Consider the following 22,074-nt stretch of genomic DNA (forward strand, 5'->3'; position numbering starts at 1 on the left):
TTTTCCCTATTCGTTTCTTAAAGTATCTAAAACATTGATTTGTGTTGCTTTTTTAGCAGGATAATAAGAAGATAAAGCAATGATTATCAAAGCACCCACCAAGGTTAAAGAAAAATCCATCACAGATAAATCAAGCGGTAATTTGCTCGTACCATAAACATCTGCGGGCAAGGTGACAATATCAAAATTTCCTAAAAGCCACAAAACAAAAAATGCGAGTATGATTCCTATGATCATACCGCCACCACCTATTAGCATGCCTAAGGCAAAAAAGCTTTTCTTAACTTCTAATTTACTAGCACCTAAAGCAAGTAAAAGTGCGATTTCGGTGCGACGATTCATTACTATCATCAGTAAAGAACTCACTATATTTAAGCTTGCCACCAAGATAATAAGCATCAAAACAATAAAAAGCGCTCTTTTTTCAAGCTTAAGAGCAGAAAAGAAGTTTTGATTTTGTTCCCACCAGCCTACAACAGCATAATCACTCTTTAGGTAGGATTTAAGTTTTTCTACATCCTTAAATGCATTTTCGCTATAAACATGTACGCCATCATAACTTTGTTGATTGCTAATACCAAGTACTTTTCGAAGTGCGTTTACATCCGTATACATATAAGCTTTATCATAAAATATAAGCCCTGAAGTAAAACGCGCTTTCACATCAAAGCGTTTAGCTTGTGGAACCAAAGAAAATCCACTGGGGCTAAGATTTGAAAAGATAAGTGAAAGTTTGTCGTTTTTATGTAAATTAAGTTCATCTGCAAGCACCGAACCCACAAGTATATCAAAGCCGCTTAAATTCTCATCTTTTAAAGCTTTAGCTACCACTTCATTGATCTTAACTTCATCGTTGAAATTCACGCCAAAAAGGACACCTCCTTCAAAGCGATTGTCTGCTTTTGCTACAACTTGAGTGCTAATATACGGACTAAAAAGCAAATGAGGAAATTCTCTTTTAAGCTCTGTTAGCAAATCATCATTCATAGGAGAATAAAATTTTGGCACTATGGTAATAGGATAATTCATCACAAAAAAACGCTTTTCAAATTCTTTATCAAAACCATTCATGATAGCCATTGCCACAAGTAAAACACAAAGTCCTACACAAACTCCTAAAAAAGCTAAAAGCATAGAGAGATTGATAAAGGGTTGCTCTTTATCAAATCTTAAGTATTTAAAAAGTAGATATTTTAAAACGCTTTTTTTCAAGCTAAAATTCCTTGTTTAGGCCCACTTTTTCCATGACATTCTTTAAATTTTTTACCGCTTCCACAAGGACAAGGAGCATTGCGTGGAACTTTTTTAAATTCAGCTTCGCCTAAATTATCCTCACTAGCACCCATTTCTACTGATTTTTCAAATAAAGCTTCATTTTCTTGATTTGCTTTTTCTTCTAAATTTTGTGCTTCTTCTTGGTTAAATTTCACACTAAAAAGCAATTTGATGCTATCAAATTTGATACGATTAACAAGCTCTAAAAAAAGATTATAACTTTCTTTTTTGTATTCTACTAAAGGATCTTTTTGATTATATCCGCGAAGTCCTATACCTGTTTTTAAAATATCCATTTGATATAAATGCTCACGCCAAGCATTGTCTAAAACTTGCAAATATAAAATGCGCTCTATGTGATGAAGCTGTTTAGAATCCAATTTTGACATTTTTTCATCGTATGATTTTTCTAGTATTTCGCTTAGTTTTTTTTGCATTTCAATCAAGCTAAGATTTTCAAAATCACTTTGTTTAAGTTCAATGGAACATTCATCCAAAATTTTAGCTTTTAAATTTTCAAAATTTAATTCTGTTCCACTTTCTTCGATCATAAAATCATTCATGACATAAGCACTATATTCTGCAATATTTTGTGAAATTTTAGTTTTAATATCGTATTCTTCATCTAAAAGTTCATTGCGGTAACGATAGATGGTCTTTCTTTGTTCATTGGCCACATCATCATACTCAAGCAAATGTTTTCTACTTTCAAAATGTAAGCTTTCAACCTTTTTTTGCGCATTTTCAACTGCTCTTGTTACAATCCTTGATTCTATATGCTCGCCCTCTTGTATTCCCAAGCGCTCCATAATATTTTTGATACGATCACCACCAAAAATTCTTAAAAGATTATCTTCCAAACTCAAATAAAAACGGCTAATACCTGGATCACCCTGCCTTCCTGCACGACCACGAAGTTGATTATCAATACGGCGGCTTTCATGTCTTTCTGTACCGATGATATAAAGTCCACCCAAAGCTCTTATCTCATCATCGATTTTTATATCCACGCCACGACCTGCCATATTTGTAGCGATAGTCACTGCACCTTTTTTTCCCGCATCTTGAATAATTAAAGCCTCTTGTTCATGATTTTTAGCATTTAAAACATGATGAGGAATTTTTTCTTTTACAAGCATATTGTGAAAAACTTCACTTCTTTCAATGCTCGCAGTTCCTACAAGTACAGGTTGTCCTTTAGCGTTTGCTTTTTTGATTTCTTCGATTACAGCTTTAAATTTTTCATTTTGAGTTTTATAAATCAAATCATCCTTATCCTGTCTTTTGATAGGGATATTTGTAGGTATAGAAACAACATCTAAGCTGTAAATTTGGGAAAATTCAGTTGCTTCTGTTTGTGCCGTTCCTGTCATACCGGCTAATTTTTCATACATTCTAAAATAGTTTTGAAATGTAATATCAGCTAAAGTCTGGCTTTCTTCTTGAATTTTTACATTTTCCTTAGCCTCTAAAGCTTGATGAAGTCCTTCGCTAAATCGGCGACCCTCGCTTAAACGACCCGTAAATTCATCAACGATGATTACTTCGTTATTTCTTAGAACATAATGCACATCTTTTTCAAAAAGATTGTGTGCCTTTAAAGCTTGATCAAGCTGATGAGCCAAGATAGCATTATCAAGACTGTATAAATTTTCCACACCAAATAATTTTTCAGCCTTGGCAATTCCTGCTTCTGTGATTAAGATATTACGATTTTTTTCATCCACTATAAAATCACCCTCAGGCTTAGCAGGAGGTAAAACTGCTTCCCCTCTTTGCATTTGCTTAGCCACTTCATTTGCCTTGATATAACCGTCTAAAGTACGATTTGTAGGACCGCTGATGATAAGCGGGGTTCTTGCTTCGTCAATTAAAATGCTATCTACTTCATCCACGATAACAAAATGGTGTTCTCTTTGTACCTTTTCAGCCTTTGAGAATTTCATATTATCACGCAAATAATCAAAACCAAATTCATTATTTGTCCCATAAGTAATATCACAATCATAGGCTTTTTTATGTTCTAAATCACTATTTTGAGATGAAAGAATCACGCCTACACTAAAGCCTAAAAAATTATAAATCGCACTCATTTGTTCTGCATCTCTTTTAGCCAAATAATCATTGACTGTAACCACATGCACGCCTTTTCCACTCATAGCATTTAGCACAACAGGTAGAGTTGCCACAAGAGTTTTACCCTCCCCTGTTTTCATTTCTGCGATTTTTCCATCGTGCAAAACCATACCGCCGATTAATTGCACATCAAAATGGCGCATATTTAAAGTTCTTTTTCCCACTTCTCTAACTATGGCAAAAACATCGTTTAAGATATCGCTTTCTTTTTTTTCTCCGCTTAGAATTTGCTCTTTAAATTTTCCAAATTCAGCCTTTAATTCATCATCACTTAAATTTTGATATTTACTCTCAAGAGCATTTATTTGTGCTACTCGTTTAAGATATTTTTTTACCTCACGATCATTTTTTGTCCCAAATACGGCTTTTAAGGTATTTAAAAACATTTTTAAACCTCTTTTGATATTTTTTTCAAGCTATGATTATAACGATTATTTAATTAAAATTAGCTAGAATGCTACAAAAATTCCAAAATAAATTTATAAGGCAATTGTATGAAAAAAATATTTTGTTTATTTTTCTTTTTTTTAAGTCATATTTTAGCTACTGATCTTAATTTTAATACCTATTCTAGCCATTTCACACAGTCAGTAAAATCAAAAAATTCGGCGCTTTCCTACTCAGGACATTTTACTTTAAGTCAAGAACAAGCTTATTGGAGCTACGACACTCCAAGCAAAAAAGAAATATATATCAATAAAAATCAAATTGTTTTAGTAGAGCATGATTTAGAACAAGTTGTTTTTTCACATCTTGATAACATCCCTAACCTTAATGAAATTTTTAAAAAAGCAAAGCATTTAAATGACAATCAACTGATCGCAAAATATGAAAATATAAATTATACTATCACGCTCAAAGATAATGAAATTCAAAGTATTGCTTATAAGGATGAATTTGAAAACGATATTTTAATCACTCTAAACCATCAAATCAAAAATCCTACTATCAATCCTGAAGTTTTTAAACCCAAATTTCCTAATTATTACGATATGGTTCGCTAAGATTAAGGCATTGTTGAATTTGTATCCAAATTCAACTCAAAGCCTTTTTCTTCAGAGCTATTATTTTCTTTAAAAATTTGCGGTGGATTTGCAATCAAATCTCGCTTTATCTTCTCTTCTATATCTGAAGTCATTTTAGGGATATTAAGAGTATTGATATCGATTTCTCCATTGTCATATTGATTTTGTGTATTATCATCTTGAAAAAGTTGATCTATTTGTGGAGTTTCTATATTGGAAATATTTGGAACCGCGGGAGTTTGAGGAAGTTCTAAATTATCAAGAGCTTTTTTAACTTCGCTACCTACATTTTTTTCCTTAGCTTCAGTACTTGCCAAGAAACGCTTAAATTCTTCTAAATCAAATTTTTCTACTCCGCTTAGAGATAAGATATAAATCTCGTTGATTTTAATTTTGTATTTTTTATCTATAAATTTTTCTAAAGTTTTTTTAAAATTATTTTTTCCAAGCTCTGTAAAAATATCTTCATAAAAAAATCCAGAAATCACGGTATTTACCGCATCTGTAAGCTTGTTTTCATTTTCTTTTAATTTCTCGCCTTCAAATTCTAAAGAAATTTCAATTTTTTTAAGTACATTTGCTCCGCTTTTTGAGTATAAATCTGTTCTTATTTTATCAAGCTCTAAACTTTGTGCATTAAGGCTTAAAGATAAAAAAGCAAGTAAAAATATTTTTTTCATTCTCATCCTTTTAAATGATATTATTTTCCAATTCAAGATCTAAAAAATCATTATTTTGATAAAATTCTCTCACACTTATATCAAATTTTAAAATACTAGCAAAATAGGCTTTAAAATTTATTCTTTTTGTAAAATAAATTTTAAGAGTAGCAGGATTTATAGCACGCGATAAAGCCACATAAAGTTGTCCGTTTTCAAAAATATGATCAATATCGCATACTAATTTTTCTATACTCATACCCTGTGATTTATGTATGGTAATAGCATAAGCTAGTTTGATAGGAAATTGACTTACGCTTGCAAGTACATTGATAAACATTTCATTATTATTTTGCTCAAGCTCTTCCATAAAAAATACATAGGGTTCAAGCATAATTTTAATACCATTGTTTTTCATGATACCAATATAAGTCTTATCCTCTTCATAAGTGATACTTTCGATGATGCCTTGCTCGCCATTATAATATCCCTTATCCCAATTATTCACACAAAAAATAACGCGTGCGCCTATTTTGAGTTTAAGCTCGTCTAAAATATTTAAACTTTTTATCCAAGTTTGAATTTTGTGCTCATCTATATCTTTAGATTCTTTGCAAATTTCAGCTTTAAAACAAACAAGCGGACTTTCAAGCTTGCTTAATCTATCATCATTGACAGCATTTACCTTTTTATTTATACTACAAAGCAAGGTATAATCATCATCTAATTCTTCTAATTCTTTTGTATTGATACATAAATTTTCAAAAAAATTTAAAATTTTATCATCTAAAAATCCTTGCCTAATCAAGGATAAATTTCCATAAAATTCTAAATTATGCGTTCTTTTTGGTTGAGTTAATTTGATATTTTTAAATTTTAATTCTTTCCAAAAAAAGGAAGAAAAAGCATAGGTAGAATTTAAAAAAAGATTTTCTTTTTTCTCTTTAATCACGGGCGGTAATTGAAAAAAATCACCCACAACTAAAATTTTACCATCAAATTGCGAATTTTTCAATCTAAAACCTATCATCTCAAAAATATCAGCACTTACCATAGAAATTTCATCGATGATGATTAAATCAATTTTTTTAAGATTTTCTTTTAACTTTAAAATCTTCTCTCTTTGTTTTTGATTGCGATCAAAAACGCTAAGCGTATCCATATCTTGACAATAACCCAAACAAAAAAAACTATGCAAGGTTGCCCCTGCTATATTAAATGCTGAAAGTGCGCTAGAACCAAGAGCTATAACGACCTTGCCTTGTCTTTTGTAAGAGCGTATGAGTTCATTGGTTAAAAAACTTTTCCCAACGCCTGCGCCACCACTTAAAAAAACATTATCATAGACTAAAAATTTCTCTAGTTTATCAAGCATTATATTTCCTTGGCTTTAATTATAACTACTTTTTGTAAAAGGTTGATTATGAAAATTTGGCTATATCCTTGTCTTACAGCACTATTTTTTACCGCTTGTTCTATAAAAGAAACAAAATTAAGTCCAGCCCCATCTCAAACTATTTTAAATTTTAAAGATCAGCAAGACTCACACTATGCAAAACTCGAATTTGATCAAAATATCAGCATTTTATCCAAAATGAATCAAAATATAAATTTTGATTCTCAAAAATACAAACAACTTTTTTTTAGCCCATGGCACAGCTCTTTTAAAACTTTAAAAAATCAAAATCTTTTTTGGTCATTTTCTTTATATACAAATCCTAAAAATACTTATTATTTCTTTAACAAGCAAGTAATTCCTTTATCATGGTTTGAAAAAACTATAGATAATGCAAACACTAAAGAGCTAGGCAAGTTTGATAAAAAAGCTTTAGTAATACAAAACACCCTTATTAAAAATATCCCTACGCAAAGAGCGATTTTAAAAAATCCTTTTCTTGAAAATGAAGGAATTCCTTTTGATTATGCAAGCGATAGTATTTTAAATGCGGGTACTCCTATTTTAGTTTCGCATTTTAGCAAGGATAAGCGTTATGCTTTTGTATTAAGCGAAGCAGGGGTGGGTTTTATAGAAAGCAAAGATTTGGAATTTTTCTCTAACAATAGAGCGCAAATTTATGAAAAGCTTAACTTTCTTACACCCCTAAAAGAAAAACTAGCTATTTTAGATGAGGATGGAAATTTTTTCTTTGAAAGCAGAATCGGAGCGCTTTATCCTTATTATAAGGAAGATAAGAATTATTTTTACGGAAAAATAGGCCCTAAAAAATACAAGATATCTAAAGATAATGCAAGTAATTTTCCTCTAAACTTCAATGATGAAAATTTAAAAAATCAAATTTCTGAAGTTTTAAATTTGCCTTATGGCTGGGGTGGTTATAATTTTGAAAGAGATTGCTCTTTACTTACTCGTGATGTCTTTTCAGCTTTTGGGCTTTATTTGCCAAGAAATTCAGCTGCGCAAAAAAATTCTTTTACGCATTTTGATATAAACACTCTTGATAATTCTCAAAAAAAAGATTTCTTAGATCGTTTTGGAAAAGCTTATTTAAATTTACTCTATTTGCCTGGTCACATAATGCTTTATGCAGGAAAAATTTCAGATAAAAACGTCGCTGTGCACAATATATGGGGATTAAGAAAAGACGAAACCCAAAGACTGCTTATAAGCTCGAGCGTTATTACTAGCTTAGAAATTGGAAAAGATGAAATTTCAAAAGAAAATTTATTGCTTTCAAGACTTAAAGAGGTAAGTTTTATTTATTTGAGTAAAGAAGAAAAAGAACAAATTACAAATTATTTAGAAAAGCTAAAAAACAAAGCGGACTAATTTTAAAAAGCCCTTATTAAAGAGCTTTTTAAATTTTTAATCAATAAATCTTTTCGATAAATCACCAAAATACTCTATGCGTCTATCGCGTAAAAAAGGCCACCAACGACGCACATTTTCACTTCTTTGTAAGTCAATATCGACAAGCTTTATGCATTCATTTTCACTATCTAAAATACAAATTTCTTCACCTTGTGGTCCAAAAACAAAAGAATTTCCCCAAAATCTTATCCCCTCTTCTACACCACTTTTATCCTCTTCAAAACCCACTCTATTGACTGCTATAGTATATAAACCATTAGCAATAGCATGTCCTTTTTGAACCCCTAGCCAAGCGCCAAGTTGCCTTTGTTTTTCTTCTTTTTCATCCTTGTCAAACCAACCAATAGCAGTAGGATAAATCAGAATTTGAGCTCCTTTTAAAGCCATAAGTCTAGCTGCTTCAGGATACCACTGATCCCAACAAACAAGCACTCCAAGCTTTCCTAAACTTGTATTTATAGGCTCAAAACCCAAATCACCTGGGGTAAAATAGAATTTTTCATAAAAACAAGGATCATCAGGTATATGCATCTTGCGATATTTTCCTGCTATACTTCCGTCTTTTTCAAAAACTACAGCAGTATTATGATAAAGCCCCGCGCTTCTTTTTTCAAAAAGTGAAGTAAGCAAAACTACACCGTGCTTCTTTGCTATACTCGACCAAAACTGCACATCTTTTTCATAATCATTTGCCAAATCAAAAAAATCTACATTTTCACTTTGGCAAAAATACTCGCTTTGATGAAGCTCTCCTAAGCAAACAAGCTCGGCTCCTTGCTTGGCGGCTTGTTCGATAAATTCGCAAGTTTTTTCTATGGTTTTTTCTTTAGTAAAATGAAATTTTTGTTGAATTAGTGCAATTTTCATTGTCTTTGCCTTTCTTGTTCTTCATCATCATAAGGATCTAGGTGAATTTGTATATCCCATTTTTCCCCATTAAACATTTCACGCACACCATTTTCTATCTCATCTGAAACTTTATGTGCGCTTAAAAGCGAAATTATAGGACAAAACACCAAATGAACGCTTAAATAATTGCAATTTGGAGTTTTACGCGTTTTTAACTCATGATAAGAAATCACTTCAGGATTACTAGATATTAAAGCGCAAATTTGATTAACCTGCTCCTTAGGCAAAGCCTCATCCATTAAAAAAGCTAAAGCTTTTTTGATAATTTTAAAAGCAGAAAATGCAGTATAAAGACTCACGACTATGCCAAAAATCGCATCAATAATATGCAAATTTGTAAAATAAATCAAAACCAAAGCTGCTAAAGTAAAAGCATTAGTCAAGCAATCTGTTTTATAATGTAAAGCATCGCTTTCTATAATTAAGCTTTTAGTTTTTTTAACCACATAATTTAAAAAAAGTACAAGTAGAAAAGTAAGTATTAAAGCAAAAATCATTACATAAATACTTGCATTTAAATTAATAATTTCTTCTTTATAATAAATTTTTAAAATACTTTCATAAAAAATAAAAATCCCTACTGATACGATGAAAACACCTTCTAAAAGTCCCATTAAAGCTTCGATTTTAGAAAAACCAAAATTATAATTTTCGTTTGCTTTTTGAGAACTTTTTTTTAAGGCTAAAAAGTTAAAAGCCGATATTGCAAAGTCCATCAAAGAATCAATCGCACTTGAAAGTACAGCTACTGAACCGCTTGTTATACCCACTACAAATTTAATCAAAGCCAATACTATAGCGCATAAACTTGCTATAAGCGTTGCCTTTTTTTGTAAATTCATCTTAGACCCTTGAAGCGGTTTTGACAAGAGCAGTGTAAAGAGCCATTTTGGCGTAAAAACACTCTTGCATCTACGCCTATAATCTTGCGTTTAGGTAAAGCCTTAGCCAATCTTTGCCTTATGATTTCATCATTTTCATCCTTATAAAAAGGCATAATCAAGGCATCATTTACAAAAACAAAATTTGCATAAGTGGCTCCAAGTCTTCTTTCTTCATAATACAAAGGCTTTGGCAAGGGTAGCTCTACTAAATTAAACCCTGTGGCTTCAAGTTCTTTTTTCATCTTTTGCAAGGGTATATAATGCTCATCTTTTTCATCTTCGCAAATAGAATGCGCTATAGTATTTTTATCGATAAATCTTGCTAAAGTATCGATATGATGATCTGTATCATCACCTTTTATAAAACCATTTTCTAGCCAAATAATTTGTTTTAAGCCAAAAATTTCTTTTAATTTTGCTTCAATTTGGCTTTTGTCTAAATGAGAATTTCTGTTTTCATTTAAAAGACAATTGGAGCTTGTAAGCATTACGCCTTCACCATTAAAATCAATACTTCCACCCTCTAAAATAAAATCGATTTTTGTAAGCTTTTCATTAAATTTTTCTTTAAAAAGTTTAGAATTTACTTCATTATCTAGCTCGCTTTGAAATTTATTTCCCCAAGCATTAAAAGTAAAATCAAGAGCTTTTAAACGATTGTCTTCTAAAATATCAATAGCACCAAAATCGCGTATCCATGTATCATTAGTATCACATACAAAAAATTCTACATTTGCTATATTTTCAAATGGAGCAAAGTCGCTTTTACTAGGAGCGATAAGTAAAACCTTTTGAAATTCACTTGCTGCTTTAACAAAATCCTTATAAGCCTGTATAATCTCTCCTAAATAAGGCTTCCAATCACTCTTTTCATGAGGTAAAGAAAGCATTAAATATTCTTGCTCACTCCATTCGGGAATTGATTTTATCATTTAACTACCTTTTTTGATAATAAAATTATAATTGTATCATTTTTTAGTTTTTTGTCAAGTCGAAGAAAAACACTCCTAACTAAGGAGTGTGGCATGTTATTTAAAGAATATTTCCATCTCGCCGTTGTTAAGGATTAATTTGCCATTTTTATTTGAAATTGTAAAACTTCCTTTAAAATTTGAAAGAAAAGCATTTTCAAATTCCATAACATCCAAAGGATGGCAAAGCATTTGAGTTGAAGCGACACGATCTCCTTGAATTTCTAAAGTATTTTCATTACTTTGATAAGAACCAAAGAAACGATTACATCCTGCATAACCATAAAATTTATTATTTTCAAAACTGATATTTGGGTTTTCTTCAGCATTTTTAGGATCAAAGGTTTTACCATTAACTACGATTTTATCTATTTCAAAAAGCTGATTTTGCATAAATTCATTGCTGATTTTAGAAGTTGACTTTGAATTTACAGAAGTGCTAGCACAACCAGCAAAAAAAGCTGCAGTTAAAACAATTTGCAAAGTTTTTTTCATATTTTTCCTTTAAATTTGAAATTGACTCAATTCACTTTCTAAATTATGACACACTATTTTTAACTCATCTGCGACTTGAAGTAGAATTTTAGAGATTTCCTCATTTTTACCGCTTGCTTCAACATTTTCTCGCATATGTATAAGCAAATTTTGAATATTTTCTTGCGAAATTTTAATCCTCTGAGTGCATTGGGTCACAAGATTTTTAGAATTTTGATTGCAAAGTTTTACTTCGTTTGCACTACTTGCAAGCAAATGGGTATTTTCATTGAGTGAAAAAATACTATGAGAATTTTCCTTAAGTTCCTTAGTAACCTCTTGTATGCTCTCTAGGAGTTCTTTGATTATAAGCTCTACATTGTGTAAAAATTCCTCACTATTATTAGCCAAAGCTCTAATATCTTCAGCAATGACAGAAAAACCTTTACCATAACTACCCGCTCTAGCAGATTCTATACCTGCATTTAAAGATAAAAGATTAGTTTTGTCTGCTATTTCGCCCATCATTTGTGTAGCTTTTTGTATATTTTGTGCATATTTGACCATATTTTCAATTTTTAGTGCCAAGTTGTTTTCATTTTGCACTAAATCACTTACTTTTTTATCAATTTCAAGAAGTGAGTGTATCATCTGATCTAAGAGCTGATAAGATTTATCATTTGCTTTATTTGCATCGCTAGAAAGATTAGATATTTCATCCAAATCCGCCCCTATATCAACGCCTAGCTTAAAACTAGAATCTATCTTTTGATGACTAGAAGTTGAAATTTCATTAAGCTCTATAGCATTAGAATTTAAAAGTATGCTTTGTTTTTCTACATTTTTGGAGTTAAGACTTGCACTGCTTACTGTTTTTTGAGTTTTCTCTATAAATTGGTTAATATACTCGCATGCTTTAGCGATTTCATCACGCCCTTTAACCCTTATCCTAGCTCTTAAATTCCCACTTCCTTGTGCTAATTCTTTGGCATGGCTTAAAAGTTCCATAATAGGATTTCCTACAACCATTTTAAGCACAAAAAGTACCACTACAAGCGTAAAAATTAAAGCTATAGTAAAAATCACTATATAAGATCTACTCGTTTTTGCAATATCTTTTTCTATGTTTTCTAAAGAATGATATACATCCATAACACCCAAAACACTACCCAAATTTGCATTGGCATGACAAGCTATACAACTCTCATCTGCGATCAAAGGACGAATAAGCCTTAGGTGATTAATATTATCAAGCTTTTGCTCTAAAGAAATTAAATTAGGCTGTGTAAATTGATCTATAATGAGCTTTTCTTGTGAAATTTTAGGGTTTTTAATCTCAAAAAGTTCTATGGTTTCTTTCGAAGGGTAAATTTTAATATCACTAATACCTTCTATCGTTTTAGCATCTTCAATGGCTTCTTGAATTTTTTCAGGATCACCTAAATTCATAGCCATTCTCATGGTTTGAAAGACAGAAGAACTAACGGTATTTAAATTAGATTTACTCATCTTATCTGCGGTATTTTTAAAGTCTAAATTTAAAATCAATTGCATAGCAATAAAACTCAACACCAAAACAACAAAAATCGCCGCAGAAACTTTAAAACCTATAGTTCTAAACATTTTTTTCTTTCTTTAAAAATTTATTTTATTTTACTTTATTTTTGTTTAAAATTATTTAAATAATATAAATTATATCTTATTTTAACACACTCAATTAATGTAAAAAATGTCTCACTCCTGTAAAATAAAGCGCTATACCATACTCATTTGCTGCTTGTATCACTTCATCATCTCTTATGCTTCCACCTGGTTCTACTATGGCTTTAACCCCTACTTTACTTGCTTCGTCTATGCTATCTCTGAAAGGAAAAAAGGCTTCACTAGCTAAAACGCAACCTTGCAAATCAAGCCCCATTTCTTGTGCTTTGACAATAGCTGCTTTAGCCGCATCAATCCTACTTGTCATACCCATTCCTATGGCTACCATAGCGCCATTTTTTACATAAACAACATTGTTTGATTTTGTAAGAGCTGCAACTTTCATAGCAATCTCAAGATCTTGAATTTCTACTTGACTTGCTTCTCTTTGGCTTACAAGCTTGGCATTTTTAAGCTCGTCTTCACCCACTTCATCGCTATTTTGATATACAAAGCCCCCATCAATATGTTTAAAATCATAGCTATCAAAACTTCTAATCAAATAAGGACTTTCTTGAGTAAAGATTTTAATACGCTTTTTACCCTCAAATACAGCCAAAGCTTTTTCATCTACATTGGCTGCGATGATTACTTCTACATAAATTTCATTGATCTTATTTGCTAAAGCCTCATCAAGGGTTCCATTTACAGCAACCACTCCTCCATAAGCACTTATACTATCGCATTTTAAAGCATGTATATAGCTTTGTACTAAATTTTCTTTTATCGCAAAACCGCAAGGATTGCCATGTTTTACGATAGCAATAGCAGGAGCCTTATCAAAACTACTTGCTAAATTTAAAGCTGCGTTAATATCAGTAAGATTGTTAAAACTTGCCTCGCCTTTTAGAGCCTTAAAATTGGTACTAAAAAAGGCATCAAATTCATACAAAGCTCCTTTTTGATGTGGATTTTCGCCATATTTTGTATCAAAAACTTTTTGACCTACTATGAATTTACTCGCTCCAAACCCCCTATTAAATCTTTCATTCATATAATTTGCAATATAAGCATCATAATTTGCCGTATGCTCATAAGCTTTTATCATCAAATTTAGGCGAAATTTCTCATCATTTTCACCCTTTTTTAAAGCTTCAATCGTCTTTTCATAATCAAGCGGATCGCAAAGCACCATCACATCTTTATAATTTTTAGCCGCACTTCTTATCATCGCAGGGCCGCCTATATCGATATTTTCGATAATTTCATCAAAATCATCGCTCATTATAGTGGTTTTTTTAAAAGGATATAAATTTACACAAACTAAATCAATGCCTAAAATTCCATTTTCTTTTGCTTGCTTGATATGACTTTCATCGCTTCTTTTATGTAAAATTCCGCCGTGAATTTTTGGATGCAAAGTTTTTACGCGCCCTTCAAAAAGCTCAGGACTTTTTGTAAATTCACTTACTTCTACAACCTTTACTCCATTTTCTTTTAAAAGCTTAAAAGTACCGCCCGTTGAAAGTAGCTCAAAACCTAGATTTTCAAGTTCTTTTCCAAATTCTACTATACCTTCTTTATCGCTCACACTTAATAACGCTCTCATATTCACTCCTTTTTTAAATTTCGTTTGAAATATTTTTATAAATTTAATTTATACTAGATAAAGTCCACTCATTCTTAGATAAGATTCTTAAAGGAAAATATTTTTCTTTTAAAATCATTTTTCTAAATGCTTTTTAATTTTTTCATAAGCTTCGTTGATTTTTTGAAATTTTTCTACACCTTTTTTAAGCTCTTCTTCGCTGACATTGTTTGCATTTAAAATATCAGGGTGATATTTTTTAGCTAAAGCTCTATATTGTTTTTTTACCGCGTTTAAATCCGCATTATTTGAAAGCTCTAAAATACGATAAGCCTCATCAAGGCTTAGTTCTTTTTTAGTACTTTTTAAATTTGAAATACTCGCAATAAAATTATCAAGCTCACTTTTTGCAATATCAAAAGCTTTTGCAATCTGCTCTAAAATTTCACGCTTTTTTGCACTAAAATCTGCATCAACCAAGGCCATAAACACAAGTACGCGAAGCACATTAAAGCGTTCATTTTTCGGTAAAGGAACTTCTTTTAAAAAATCCTTTGCCACATAAAAAGCATCGTGGATATTTTCTTTATGCTCATTAAAGCTTGCTTTTAAAAAAGCCCTTTCTCTTTCGTCTTTGGCGTTTGCATCTAAAATTTGACTGATCATTTCTGCTTCATTTTCGCTTACCCTACCATCACTTTTTGCTATCTTTGCCAAAAGTGCGATGACATAGTAATTCATACACCTTTTAAATTCATCTATCCTCTCTTCCATAACTCCGCGAGCAAAGCCTTTAGCAAAACCTTTGGCTCCTCGCGTGGCTGAATTTAAAAAATCTTGCTTTCCCCAAGTTTTATAATACCAATAAAACACTAAGATAGTTAAAATAATTAAAACAAATATCATTGAATTTGCTCTTTAAAGCTATCAAAATAAAGTTTATTAAGTTCGTCTTTGCTTAAATTTATACTATCAAGTTTAAAACTTTGCTCTTTAGTGCTAAAACCTAGTTTTGTAGCTTTTACACCCAATTCATGTGCTAGTTTTAAAAATGCTTCTTCATTTTCTTTATCAAGGCCTACGATAGCACGACTAGCACTTTCATCAAAAATCATTTTTTCATCACTAAAGCCACTATTTAAATTTGCACCCATACTAGAAATAGCAAACATTTTTGCTAAAGTCATAGCAATACCCCCTATTCCTACGCTATTGGCACACTCAAGTAAAGAATTTTGATTGGCTTTATAAAGCAAATTCCAAAGTGCAAGTTCAGCCTTATAATCAAGCTCTTTGAGACTACCTGCTACCTTTTTATCCTGTATTTTCATAGCCATTGAAGCCGCAAATTCTCCAAAACTTTCACCTAAAAGATAAACGATAGTATTTTCTTTTTCAAAATTTGCTTTTAGGGTTTTATTTGCATCTTCTAAAACGCCCACATTAACTATAGTTGGACTTGGAAATATGCTAACACCTTCAGTTTCATTATAAAGCGAAACATTACCACTTACTACGGGAGTGTTTAATTCTTTACAAGCTTGTTTAATCCCTTCACAACCCTGCGCAAACTGCCACATTACTTCAGGATTTTGAGGATTACCATAATTTAAACAATCGCTAATCGCTAAAGGTTTTGCGCCCGTACAAGCTACCTTTCTACCTGCTGCTGCGACTGCTAAAGCGGCTCCAGTTTTAGGATTTACATAATTTAAACGCGAATTACACTCTATAGCCATTGCTACACTTGCACCATTTTCTTTGATGCGTATCACACTCGCACCTAAAGCTCCATCTGCTTTTATAGTATTTGTTTGCACACTAGAATCAAACTGATCATAAATAAAGGCTTTGTTGTTAATGTTTTCATTTTTTAGCATTTTTTCAAAAAGCTCTTGTTGAGACATTTTAAGCGTGAAGTTATAATCTTTAATTTCATTTAAATACTTTGGTTCACTCACAGGACGATCCAAAATCGGCGCTTTTTCACTCAAAGGATCAATAGGTATAAGCCCTACAAGCTCATCATGCCAAAAAAGCTCCATTTTTCCAGTATCAGTTACTTCACCCATAACCACAGCATCCAAATTCCATTTTTTAAAGATTTCTATAACCTTATCTTCATAGCCTTTTTTAGCACAAATTAACATTCTTTCTTGAGACTCACTCAGCATTAATTCATAAGGCGTCATACCGCTTTCTCGCATAGGAGTTTGATCAAGATAAAGCTTCATACCGCTACCACTTCTTCCTGCCATTTCAAAAGAGCTTGAAGTAAGTCCTGCTGCACCCATATCTTGAATACCTACAATATAATCTGTTTTAAAAAGCTCCAAGCAAGCTTCCATTAAAAGTTTTTCACTGAAAGGATCGCCAATTTGAACAGTAGGTCTTAAACTTTTACTTTCTTCATTGAAGCTATCACTTGCCATTACAGCTCCACCTAACCCATCTCGGCCCGTTTTAGAGCCTACATAAATCACAGGATTTCCTATGCCTTCGGCCTTAGCATAGAAGATATCTTCACTTTTACAAATACCCAAAGCAAAAGCATTGACTAAAATATTTCCATTAAAACACTCATCAAAAGCACATTCTCCACCTATAGTTGGCACTCCCATGCAATTTCCATAATGAGAAATTCCACTTACAACCCCTTTAACAAGGTATTTTTGATGTTTGCCACATTTCCCATCATGGATATCGCCAAATTTTAAAGAATTCAGCCCTGCAACCACTCTTGCACCCATGGTGAAAACATCACGCAAAATTCCCCCTACTCCCGTAGCCGCACCTGCAAAAGGCTCGATAAAGCTAGGATGATTGTGACTTTCTACCTTAAAAACTGCTGCCATACCTTGCCCAATATCAATAACCCCTGCGTTTTCTCCTGGCCCTTGAATCACCCAAGGTGCTTTAGTTGGAAAACCATTAAGATATTTTTTACTGGATTTATAAGAGCAATGCTCGCTCCACATCGCAGAAATAACCCCAAGTTCTAATAAATTTGGCTCGCGTCCTAAAATTTCTAATATTTGTTCATATTCTTCATCACTGATTTTATGTGCTTTTATGGTTTCTTTGTCCATTTTTATCCTTTCATTTTCCTAAACAAAAATTACCAAACATTTCATCTAAAATTTCATTTCTATCGAAATCTTTAGTAAATTTTGCAAGTTCGCCAATGGCTAAATTTAACTCAAAGGCAAACAACTCTAAAGAATTTTCACTGAGTAATTCTTTAGCCCTTAAAATCGCTTCGCTTGAAATTTTACAAGCATTAATAAGAGCGATAGAACTAACTAAAAATCCATCACTATCTAGCGAATTTAAATATTTTTCAAGCTTTTCTTTTAAAATTTGAATATCGTTTTGAACACTAAGTTCTATAAAATCAATATCGCAAGGTTTATCAAATTGAGTTTTTAAATCACTTTTATTTAAAAGATAAAAAATCTTTTTATCGCTTTGACTTAAAAGCTTAAAAATATTTTCATCCTCTTCATCTTTTTTTCTTGAATTATCAAAAATAGCTAAGATAATATCTGCATCTTCAATGCTCTTTTTGCTAAGCTCTATACCGATTTGCTCAATCTCATCTTTACTTTCTCGAATTCCTGCAGTATCAATAATACGCAATAGATGCGTACCTAGTTTAAAACTCTCTTCTATGGTATCACGAGTCGTTCCAGCTATATCAGAAACAATAGCTCTTTTATAAGAAAGCAAGGCATTTAAAAGAGAAGATTTTCCAACATTAGGCTTACCCACAATAGCGATTTTAAAACCCTCTATCAATCCTTTTTTACTTTCTGAAAGTGTATAAATTTCTTTTAGAATTTTAGAATTTTCTTCACACATTGTGCTAATTTGTTCTAGTAAATCAGAAGGCAAATCATCATCAGCATAATCAATACTCGTTTCCACAAAAGCTAAAGTTTTTACCAAATCTGTGCGAATTTTATCAAGAAGTTCTCCCAAGCTTCCTTGCATATTTCTTGCGATAATCTTTGCTGCATTTGCAGATTTTGCTAAGATTAAATCCTGTATATTTAAAGCCTTTAAGGGACTCATTTTACCCCTTAAACAAGCTCTTTTACTGAATTCTCCAGGTTCTGCTAGTCTTGCTCCTAAGCTTATCAACTCTTCAAGCAAAATTTCACTTACACTAAAACCACCATGCACTTGAAATTCAACTATATCTTCACCTGTAAAACTAAAAGGGGCTTTAAAATAGATCACTATGGCTTCATCAAGGAATTCATTTTTTTGATTAAAAAGCTTTGTAAAAGTTGCATAGCGGGGGCAAAGTTCATTTTTTTTGCTTAATTTTAAAGCAATTTCAAGCGCTCTTTCTCCGCTTAATCTTATAATCGAGATAGAACCCACTCCATGGGCAGTTGCAATAGCTACTATAGTATCATTCATCTTTTTTAAAAAAATCGTTAATTACAACATATCTTTGATCGTTGTTTTGTTTGATACCTACATATTTATTTGGAAATTCAGCCCTTAATTTTTCTAAAGCAATTTTAATCAAAACTCCGTCTAAAGGTTTTGTCTGACCTCTTCCATTGATTTTAACTTTTTCAATTACACCTTGAAGATAAATTTGCATTCCTTGAATTTGATTTTCTAAAAATTGTGCAATTTCAAGACGAACTAAAAGATTGTATTTGAGGTTGATCCAATTATGCAAAAGATAAGAAATAGCCTTGTAACGATGAGCCTCTTTGCCAATTAGCAAGGCTGCATCATCACCATCTAAACGGATAAAAACGCTTTCTTCATCATACATTCTTAACTCCACTAAAGAGATATTAAAACAAGTTGCTTTTAATAAATTCTCTAGCTGTATGCGAATTTCATCTAAAATATCTTCCTTATTGCGAGTTCCTCCGCTTTCTTTGTGAAAGCTATCAAAAATTCCATCGCTTTTGACAACATATTTCTCTTTAGGTTTAACTTCTCTAGCCTCTACTTCAAATTCTTTTTTATTGTCTATTTTACTTCTATCATCGAATTTGCGGTAAGGTTTTTCATAATTTCTATGAACATCATTTTTGGACGCATTAAAATCTTTTCTAGAATTTTTTTTACTATAAGGCTGTTTTTTAGCTCTAGCTTCGATGATAGCATTTTTGCGCCAAAAGCCTAAAAATCCATTTTTGGAATACTGAATGATTTCATATTCTAAATCTATAACCGAGCATTCAAGGCTTTTTGAAGCTTCTGTTAATGCACTTTGAAGATCTTTTGCTTCAATTCTCATTTTTTCACTCCGCTTGTTTTTTATGATGTTCTTTTGCAAACATTTTATTGATTACCCATTGTTGTACCAAAGAACAAAGATTATTAACAAACCAATAAAGAGTAAGACCCGCTGGAAAAGTAATAAAGAAAAAGGTAAAAATGATAGGCAAGAATTTCATAATTTTTGCTTGCATAGGATCTTGTATGGTCATAGGGGTGATTAATTGCTGTATAAACATTGTTACACCCATTAAAATAGGTAAAATAAAATAAGGATCCATTACTGATAAGTCGTGTATCCAAAACGCCCAAGGGGCAGCTTTTAGCTCTATAGCATTGAGTAATACGCGATAAATAGCAAAGAAAATAGGAATTTGTAAAAGTATAGGCAAACATCCGCTCATAGGATTTGCACCATGTTTTTTATAAAGCTCCATCATATGCATATTCATTTTTTGAGGATCGCCTTTATAGCGCTCTCTTAATTCTTTCATTTTAGGTGCTAAGTCTTTAAGTTTATTCATGGAAATCATAGATTTATAGGTTAATGGGAATAAAATTATACGAATAATTAAAACCATTATAACAATAGCCCAACCCCAATTTCCTATATGATTATGTAAAAAATTTAAAAATTCAAACATAGGCTTAGCTATAAAAGTAAACCAACCATACTCTACAACAGCTTCAAGACGCGGATCTATAGATCTTAAAATCACATGTTCTTTAGGGCCCATATAACCACCGGCTTTAAATTCATTATCACTCATCACAAATACCAAAGGATTATTTTGAGCATCTTTACTGATAGTTACATTTAAAGGTTTTTCAAAATTATAAAAGAAGGCAGCATAATATCTATCAAAAGCCGAAGTCATCCAAGCATTTTTAATATTCTCATCCTTGTCCATATCGCCATCTTCATAAGTATGGATGGTTTCTTGATCATCCATAACCAAAGCTCCATGAACTGTATAGCTATCTACTGCTATGCTTGGACGATAACCTGGACTTATGAAATAATTTATATTTTTACTTAATTTAACTTCAATATCGTAATTACCCTTAGAATAAAAAGTGATTTTCTTTTCAACAATTAAATCTGAAAGCTGTTGGGTAAGTTTTAGTGTCTTACTGCCATTTTCATCGATAAAAACTTCACTCATATCCGCAGCATAAGGCACGCTAAAGGCTTGCGTATTGATAGCAGGATCGCTAAAACGCATCTCTAAAGGATAAGGCAAATTTCCTTTGCTTATAAGATTGATAGCTTCGCCTTTTTCATTTTGGTATTTTTTATCTTGAAGATAAAAATTTACAATTCTGCCTAAAGAGTCAATCTGCGCTTCAAAATGCTCGCTTTTAATATCGGCAATGATTTTATCTTGAGGTATTGTATTGCTAGTTGCAGCTACATTTAAATTCGCTTGTGGATTTTGTTGTGGAGCATTGATATTGGTTGCGTTTTGAGAATCAGCTTGTGTAGTAGTAATGTTTTGCTCTAATTTTATTTGTTGCTTAGGTATAAAAAAATAATCATACACAACAAAAAATAAAAAAGAAATAACTACAGCTAAAAGAATGCGTTTTTGCTGAAAAATATTATTCGAATTATTCACTTATTTGTCCTTTGAAAGATAATTTTAACAAGATAAAAACTTTTATCCTGATGGTGGGGTATATATAAAAAATAAAGCTGTTTTTGCGCCAAAAAAATAGGCTTAAAACATAGATTACAAGAAGTAATATTTTTAGTAATTTTTGGATAGTCAAATCCCCCTTTAAAAAAAGGATTGCATTTTAAAATTCTAAAAAAACTTGAAAAAAATGCAAGAATACAATTTCTTTTTTGAAATTGCCAAAAGGCGTATTCTGAACATGTGGGATAATATCTACAAACAGGGGGTTTTAAAGGGCTTAAAAATTTTTGATAAAAGCGAAGAGTTTTTAAACATACTATTTTAAACATTCTAGTTTTTTTAATCCCCATTTTAGATTTTTTTCTAATCTAGAAAAAGGAAATTGAGTGATTTCACTTTTGGCAACAAAAATATATTTTCCATTTTGAAGTTTGTTTTCAAATTGAGTAAATAAAGCTCTTAAAATACGTTTTGAGCGATTTCTAATCACTGCTTTTCCAACTTTTTTACTAGCAACAACTGCCATTTTTTGCTCATCATTTTTAAGATAAAAGATGATAATGCCATCGCAATACCACTTTTTACCTGTTTTATATACGGCTGAAAATTCTTCGTTTTCGCTGAATTTACCAAAAGTTTTCACACAGCGAGTCTTTTTCTACCTTTAGCGCGTCTTGCGTTGATCACCTTGCGACCATTTTTAGTCTTCATACGAACGCGAAAACCATGAGTGCGTTTTCTTGGAGTACCATGTGGCTGATAAGTTCTTTTCATTTCAATTTTCCTTAA

20 protein-coding genes are annotated in these 22,074 nt (G+C 31.7%); 2 read left to right on the forward strand and 18 right to left on the reverse strand.

Annotated features, from left to right (window positions below; all coding sequences use genetic code 11):
* Window positions 1-6 precede the first annotated feature (6 nt).
* Window positions 7-1,212 carry an ABC transporter permease gene (locus KAR88_RS00920; protein WP_002784757.1) on the reverse strand — a complete coding sequence of 402 codons (1,206 nt, stop codon included), beginning with the start codon at window positions 1,210-1,212 and terminating at the stop codon, window positions 7-9.
* Window positions 1,209-3,797 carry a preprotein translocase subunit SecA gene (gene secA, locus KAR88_RS00925; protein WP_002776908.1) on the reverse strand — a complete coding sequence of 863 codons (2,589 nt, stop codon included), beginning with the start codon at window positions 3,795-3,797 and terminating at the stop codon, window positions 1,209-1,211. The genes KAR88_RS00920 and secA overlap by 4 nt, the downstream gene beginning before the upstream one ends.
* Before the next feature lie 108 nt (window positions 3,798-3,905).
* Between secA and lolA the strand changes: the two genes are divergently transcribed.
* Entirely contained in the window at window positions 3,906-4,415 is a 510-nt protein-coding gene (gene lolA, locus KAR88_RS00930) for a LolA-like outer membrane lipoprotein chaperone (RefSeq protein WP_002776906.1), read from the forward strand.
* 2 nt (window positions 4,416-4,417) lie between these two features.
* On the opposite strand, the gene KAR88_RS00935 is transcribed toward lolA, so the two are convergent.
* Window positions 4,418-5,116, reverse strand: a complete 699-nt coding sequence (locus tag KAR88_RS00935; RefSeq protein WP_002776904.1) for a hypothetical protein — start codon at window positions 5,114-5,116, stop codon at window positions 4,418-4,420.
* A 10-nt stretch (window positions 5,117-5,126) separates the two neighbouring features.
* On the reverse strand, window positions 5,127-6,470 hold the full coding sequence (locus KAR88_RS00940; RefSeq protein ID WP_002786184.1) for a DEAD/DEAH box helicase: 1,344 nt from the start codon (window positions 6,468-6,470) through the stop codon (window positions 5,127-5,129).
* Between the two features lie 48 nt (window positions 6,471-6,518).
* Here KAR88_RS00940 and KAR88_RS00945 point away from each other — a divergent pair, with 48 nt between their 5' ends.
* On the forward strand, window positions 6,519-7,883 hold the full coding sequence (locus tag KAR88_RS00945; protein ID WP_002795388.1) for an SH3 domain-containing C40 family peptidase: 1,365 nt from the start codon (window positions 6,519-6,521) through the stop codon (window positions 7,881-7,883).
* 36 nt (window positions 7,884-7,919) lie between these two features.
* On the opposite strand, the gene KAR88_RS00950 is transcribed toward KAR88_RS00945, so the two are convergent.
* From KAR88_RS00950 to rpmH, 14 genes are all read right to left on the reverse strand, one after another.
* A complete protein-coding gene (locus KAR88_RS00950) occupies window positions 7,920-8,792 on the reverse strand; it encodes an N-carbamoylputrescine amidohydrolase (RefSeq protein WP_002782288.1) in 873 nt (290 codons plus the stop codon).
* Window positions 8,789-9,676, reverse strand: a complete 888-nt coding sequence (locus KAR88_RS00955) for a cation diffusion facilitator family transporter (RefSeq protein ID WP_002784760.1) — start codon at window positions 9,674-9,676, stop codon at window positions 8,789-8,791. The genes KAR88_RS00950 and KAR88_RS00955 overlap by 4 nt, the downstream gene beginning before the upstream one ends.
* Window positions 9,673-10,650, reverse strand: coding sequence for an agmatine deiminase family protein (locus KAR88_RS00960; RefSeq protein ID WP_002776887.1), 978 nt, complete (start codon window positions 10,648-10,650; stop codon window positions 9,673-9,675). The genes KAR88_RS00955 and KAR88_RS00960 overlap by 4 nt, the downstream gene beginning before the upstream one ends.
* A 96-nt stretch (window positions 10,651-10,746) precedes the next feature.
* A complete protein-coding gene (locus tag KAR88_RS00965) occupies window positions 10,747-11,184 on the reverse strand; it encodes an META domain-containing protein (protein ID WP_002791776.1) in 438 nt (145 codons plus the stop codon).
* 9 nt (window positions 11,185-11,193) lie between these two features.
* Window positions 11,194-12,786, reverse strand: a complete 1,593-nt coding sequence (locus KAR88_RS00970; RefSeq protein WP_002793730.1) for a methyl-accepting chemotaxis protein — start codon at window positions 12,784-12,786, stop codon at window positions 11,194-11,196.
* 94 nt (window positions 12,787-12,880) lie between these two features.
* Window positions 12,881-14,413 (reverse strand): bifunctional phosphoribosylaminoimidazolecarboxamide formyltransferase/IMP cyclohydrolase, encoded by a 1,533-nt coding sequence (purH, locus tag KAR88_RS00975; RefSeq protein WP_002786197.1) that lies wholly within the window; start codon window positions 14,411-14,413, stop codon window positions 12,881-12,883.
* A 114-nt stretch (window positions 14,414-14,527) separates the two neighbouring features.
* Window positions 14,528-15,298 carry a DnaJ family molecular chaperone gene (locus KAR88_RS00980; RefSeq protein ID WP_002786199.1) on the reverse strand — a complete coding sequence of 257 codons (771 nt, stop codon included), beginning with the start codon at window positions 15,296-15,298 and terminating at the stop codon, window positions 14,528-14,530.
* Window positions 15,295-17,481, reverse strand: coding sequence for a phosphoribosylformylglycinamidine synthase subunit PurL (gene purL, locus KAR88_RS00985; RefSeq protein ID WP_002792825.1), 2,187 nt, complete (start codon window positions 17,479-17,481; stop codon window positions 15,295-15,297). The genes KAR88_RS00980 and purL overlap by 4 nt, the downstream gene beginning before the upstream one ends.
* Window positions 17,482-17,491: 10 nt before the next feature.
* Window positions 17,492-18,820 carry a tRNA uridine-5-carboxymethylaminomethyl(34) synthesis GTPase MnmE gene (mnmE, locus tag KAR88_RS00990; protein ID WP_002776871.1) on the reverse strand — a complete coding sequence of 443 codons (1,329 nt, stop codon included), beginning with the start codon at window positions 18,818-18,820 and terminating at the stop codon, window positions 17,492-17,494.
* Window positions 18,813-19,664 carry a Jag N-terminal domain-containing protein gene (locus KAR88_RS00995; RefSeq protein ID WP_002776870.1) on the reverse strand — a complete coding sequence of 284 codons (852 nt, stop codon included), beginning with the start codon at window positions 19,662-19,664 and terminating at the stop codon, window positions 18,813-18,815. Before KAR88_RS00995 ends, mnmE begins: the two co-directional genes overlap by 8 nt.
* A 4-nt stretch (window positions 19,665-19,668) precedes the next feature.
* Entirely contained in the window at window positions 19,669-21,264 is a 1,596-nt protein-coding gene (yidC, locus tag KAR88_RS01000) for a membrane protein insertase YidC (protein WP_002830278.1), read from the reverse strand.
* Window positions 21,261-21,605, reverse strand: coding sequence for a membrane protein insertion efficiency factor YidD (gene yidD, locus KAR88_RS01005; protein WP_072212086.1), 345 nt, complete (start codon window positions 21,603-21,605; stop codon window positions 21,261-21,263). The genes yidC and yidD overlap by 4 nt, the downstream gene beginning before the upstream one ends.
* Window positions 21,602-21,928 carry a ribonuclease P protein component gene (rnpA, locus tag KAR88_RS01010; RefSeq protein ID WP_002776865.1) on the reverse strand — a complete coding sequence of 109 codons (327 nt, stop codon included), beginning with the start codon at window positions 21,926-21,928 and terminating at the stop codon, window positions 21,602-21,604. The genes yidD and rnpA overlap by 4 nt, the downstream gene beginning before the upstream one ends.
* On the reverse strand, window positions 21,925-22,059 hold the full coding sequence (gene rpmH / locus KAR88_RS01015; protein WP_002776864.1) for a 50S ribosomal protein L34: 135 nt from the start codon (window positions 22,057-22,059) through the stop codon (window positions 21,925-21,927). The genes rnpA and rpmH overlap by 4 nt, the downstream gene beginning before the upstream one ends.
* Window positions 22,060-22,074 lie beyond the last annotated feature (15 nt).

This window comes from Campylobacter sp. JH23 (assembly GCF_017846595.1).
GTDB classification, from domain to species: domain Bacteria; phylum Campylobacterota; class Campylobacteria; order Campylobacterales; family Campylobacteraceae; genus Campylobacter_D; species Campylobacter_D coli.

What these genes read in the sequence shown, in the direction of transcription:
- rpmH (WP_002776864.1), bottom strand. Translation starts at nt 22,059, where the DNA reads ATGAAAAGAACTTATCAGCCACATGGTACTCCAAGAAAACGCACTCAT.
- KAR88_RS00945 (WP_002795388.1), top strand. Translation starts at nt 6,519, where the DNA reads ATGAAAATTTGGCTATATCCTTGTCTTACAGCACTATTTTTTACCGCT.
- KAR88_RS00960 (WP_002776887.1), bottom strand. Translation starts at nt 10,650, where the DNA reads ATGATAAAATCAATTCCCGAATGGAGTGAGCAAGAATATTTAATGCTT.
- KAR88_RS00935 (WP_002776904.1), bottom strand. Translation starts at nt 5,116, where the DNA reads ATGAAAAAAATATTTTTACTTGCTTTTTTATCTTTAAGCCTTAATGCA.
- purH (WP_002786197.1), bottom strand. Translation starts at nt 14,413, where the DNA reads ATGAGAGCGTTATTAAGTGTGAGCGATAAAGAAGGTATAGTAGAATTT.
- KAR88_RS00950 (WP_002782288.1), bottom strand. Translation starts at nt 8,792, where the DNA reads ATGAAAATTGCACTAATTCAACAAAAATTTCATTTTACTAAAGAAAAA.
- KAR88_RS00970 (WP_002793730.1), bottom strand. Translation starts at nt 12,786, where the DNA reads ATGTTTAGAACTATAGGTTTTAAAGTTTCTGCGGCGATTTTTGTTGTT.
- KAR88_RS00980 (WP_002786199.1), bottom strand. Translation starts at nt 15,298, where the DNA reads ATGATATTTGTTTTAATTATTTTAACTATCTTAGTGTTTTATTGGTAT.
- KAR88_RS00965 (WP_002791776.1), bottom strand. Translation starts at nt 11,184, where the DNA reads ATGAAAAAAACTTTGCAAATTGTTTTAACTGCAGCTTTTTTTGCTGGT.
- purL (WP_002792825.1), bottom strand. Translation starts at nt 17,481, where the DNA reads ATGGACAAAGAAACCATAAAAGCACATAAAATCAGTGATGAAGAATAT.
- mnmE (WP_002776871.1), bottom strand. Translation starts at nt 18,820, where the DNA reads ATGAATGATACTATAGTAGCTATTGCAACTGCCCATGGAGTGGGTTCT.
- secA (WP_002776908.1), bottom strand. Translation starts at nt 3,797, where the DNA reads ATGTTTTTAAATACCTTAAAAGCCGTATTTGGGACAAAAAATGATCGT.
- lolA (WP_002776906.1), top strand. Translation starts at nt 3,906, where the DNA reads ATGAAAAAAATATTTTGTTTATTTTTCTTTTTTTTAAGTCATATTTTA.
- KAR88_RS00955 (WP_002784760.1), bottom strand. Translation starts at nt 9,676, where the DNA reads ATGAATTTACAAAAAAAGGCAACGCTTATAGCAAGTTTATGCGCTATA.
- KAR88_RS00995 (WP_002776870.1), bottom strand. Translation starts at nt 19,664, where the DNA reads ATGAGAATTGAAGCAAAAGATCTTCAAAGTGCATTAACAGAAGCTTCA.
- KAR88_RS00940 (WP_002786184.1), bottom strand. Translation starts at nt 6,470, where the DNA reads ATGCTTGATAAACTAGAGAAATTTTTAGTCTATGATAATGTTTTTTTA.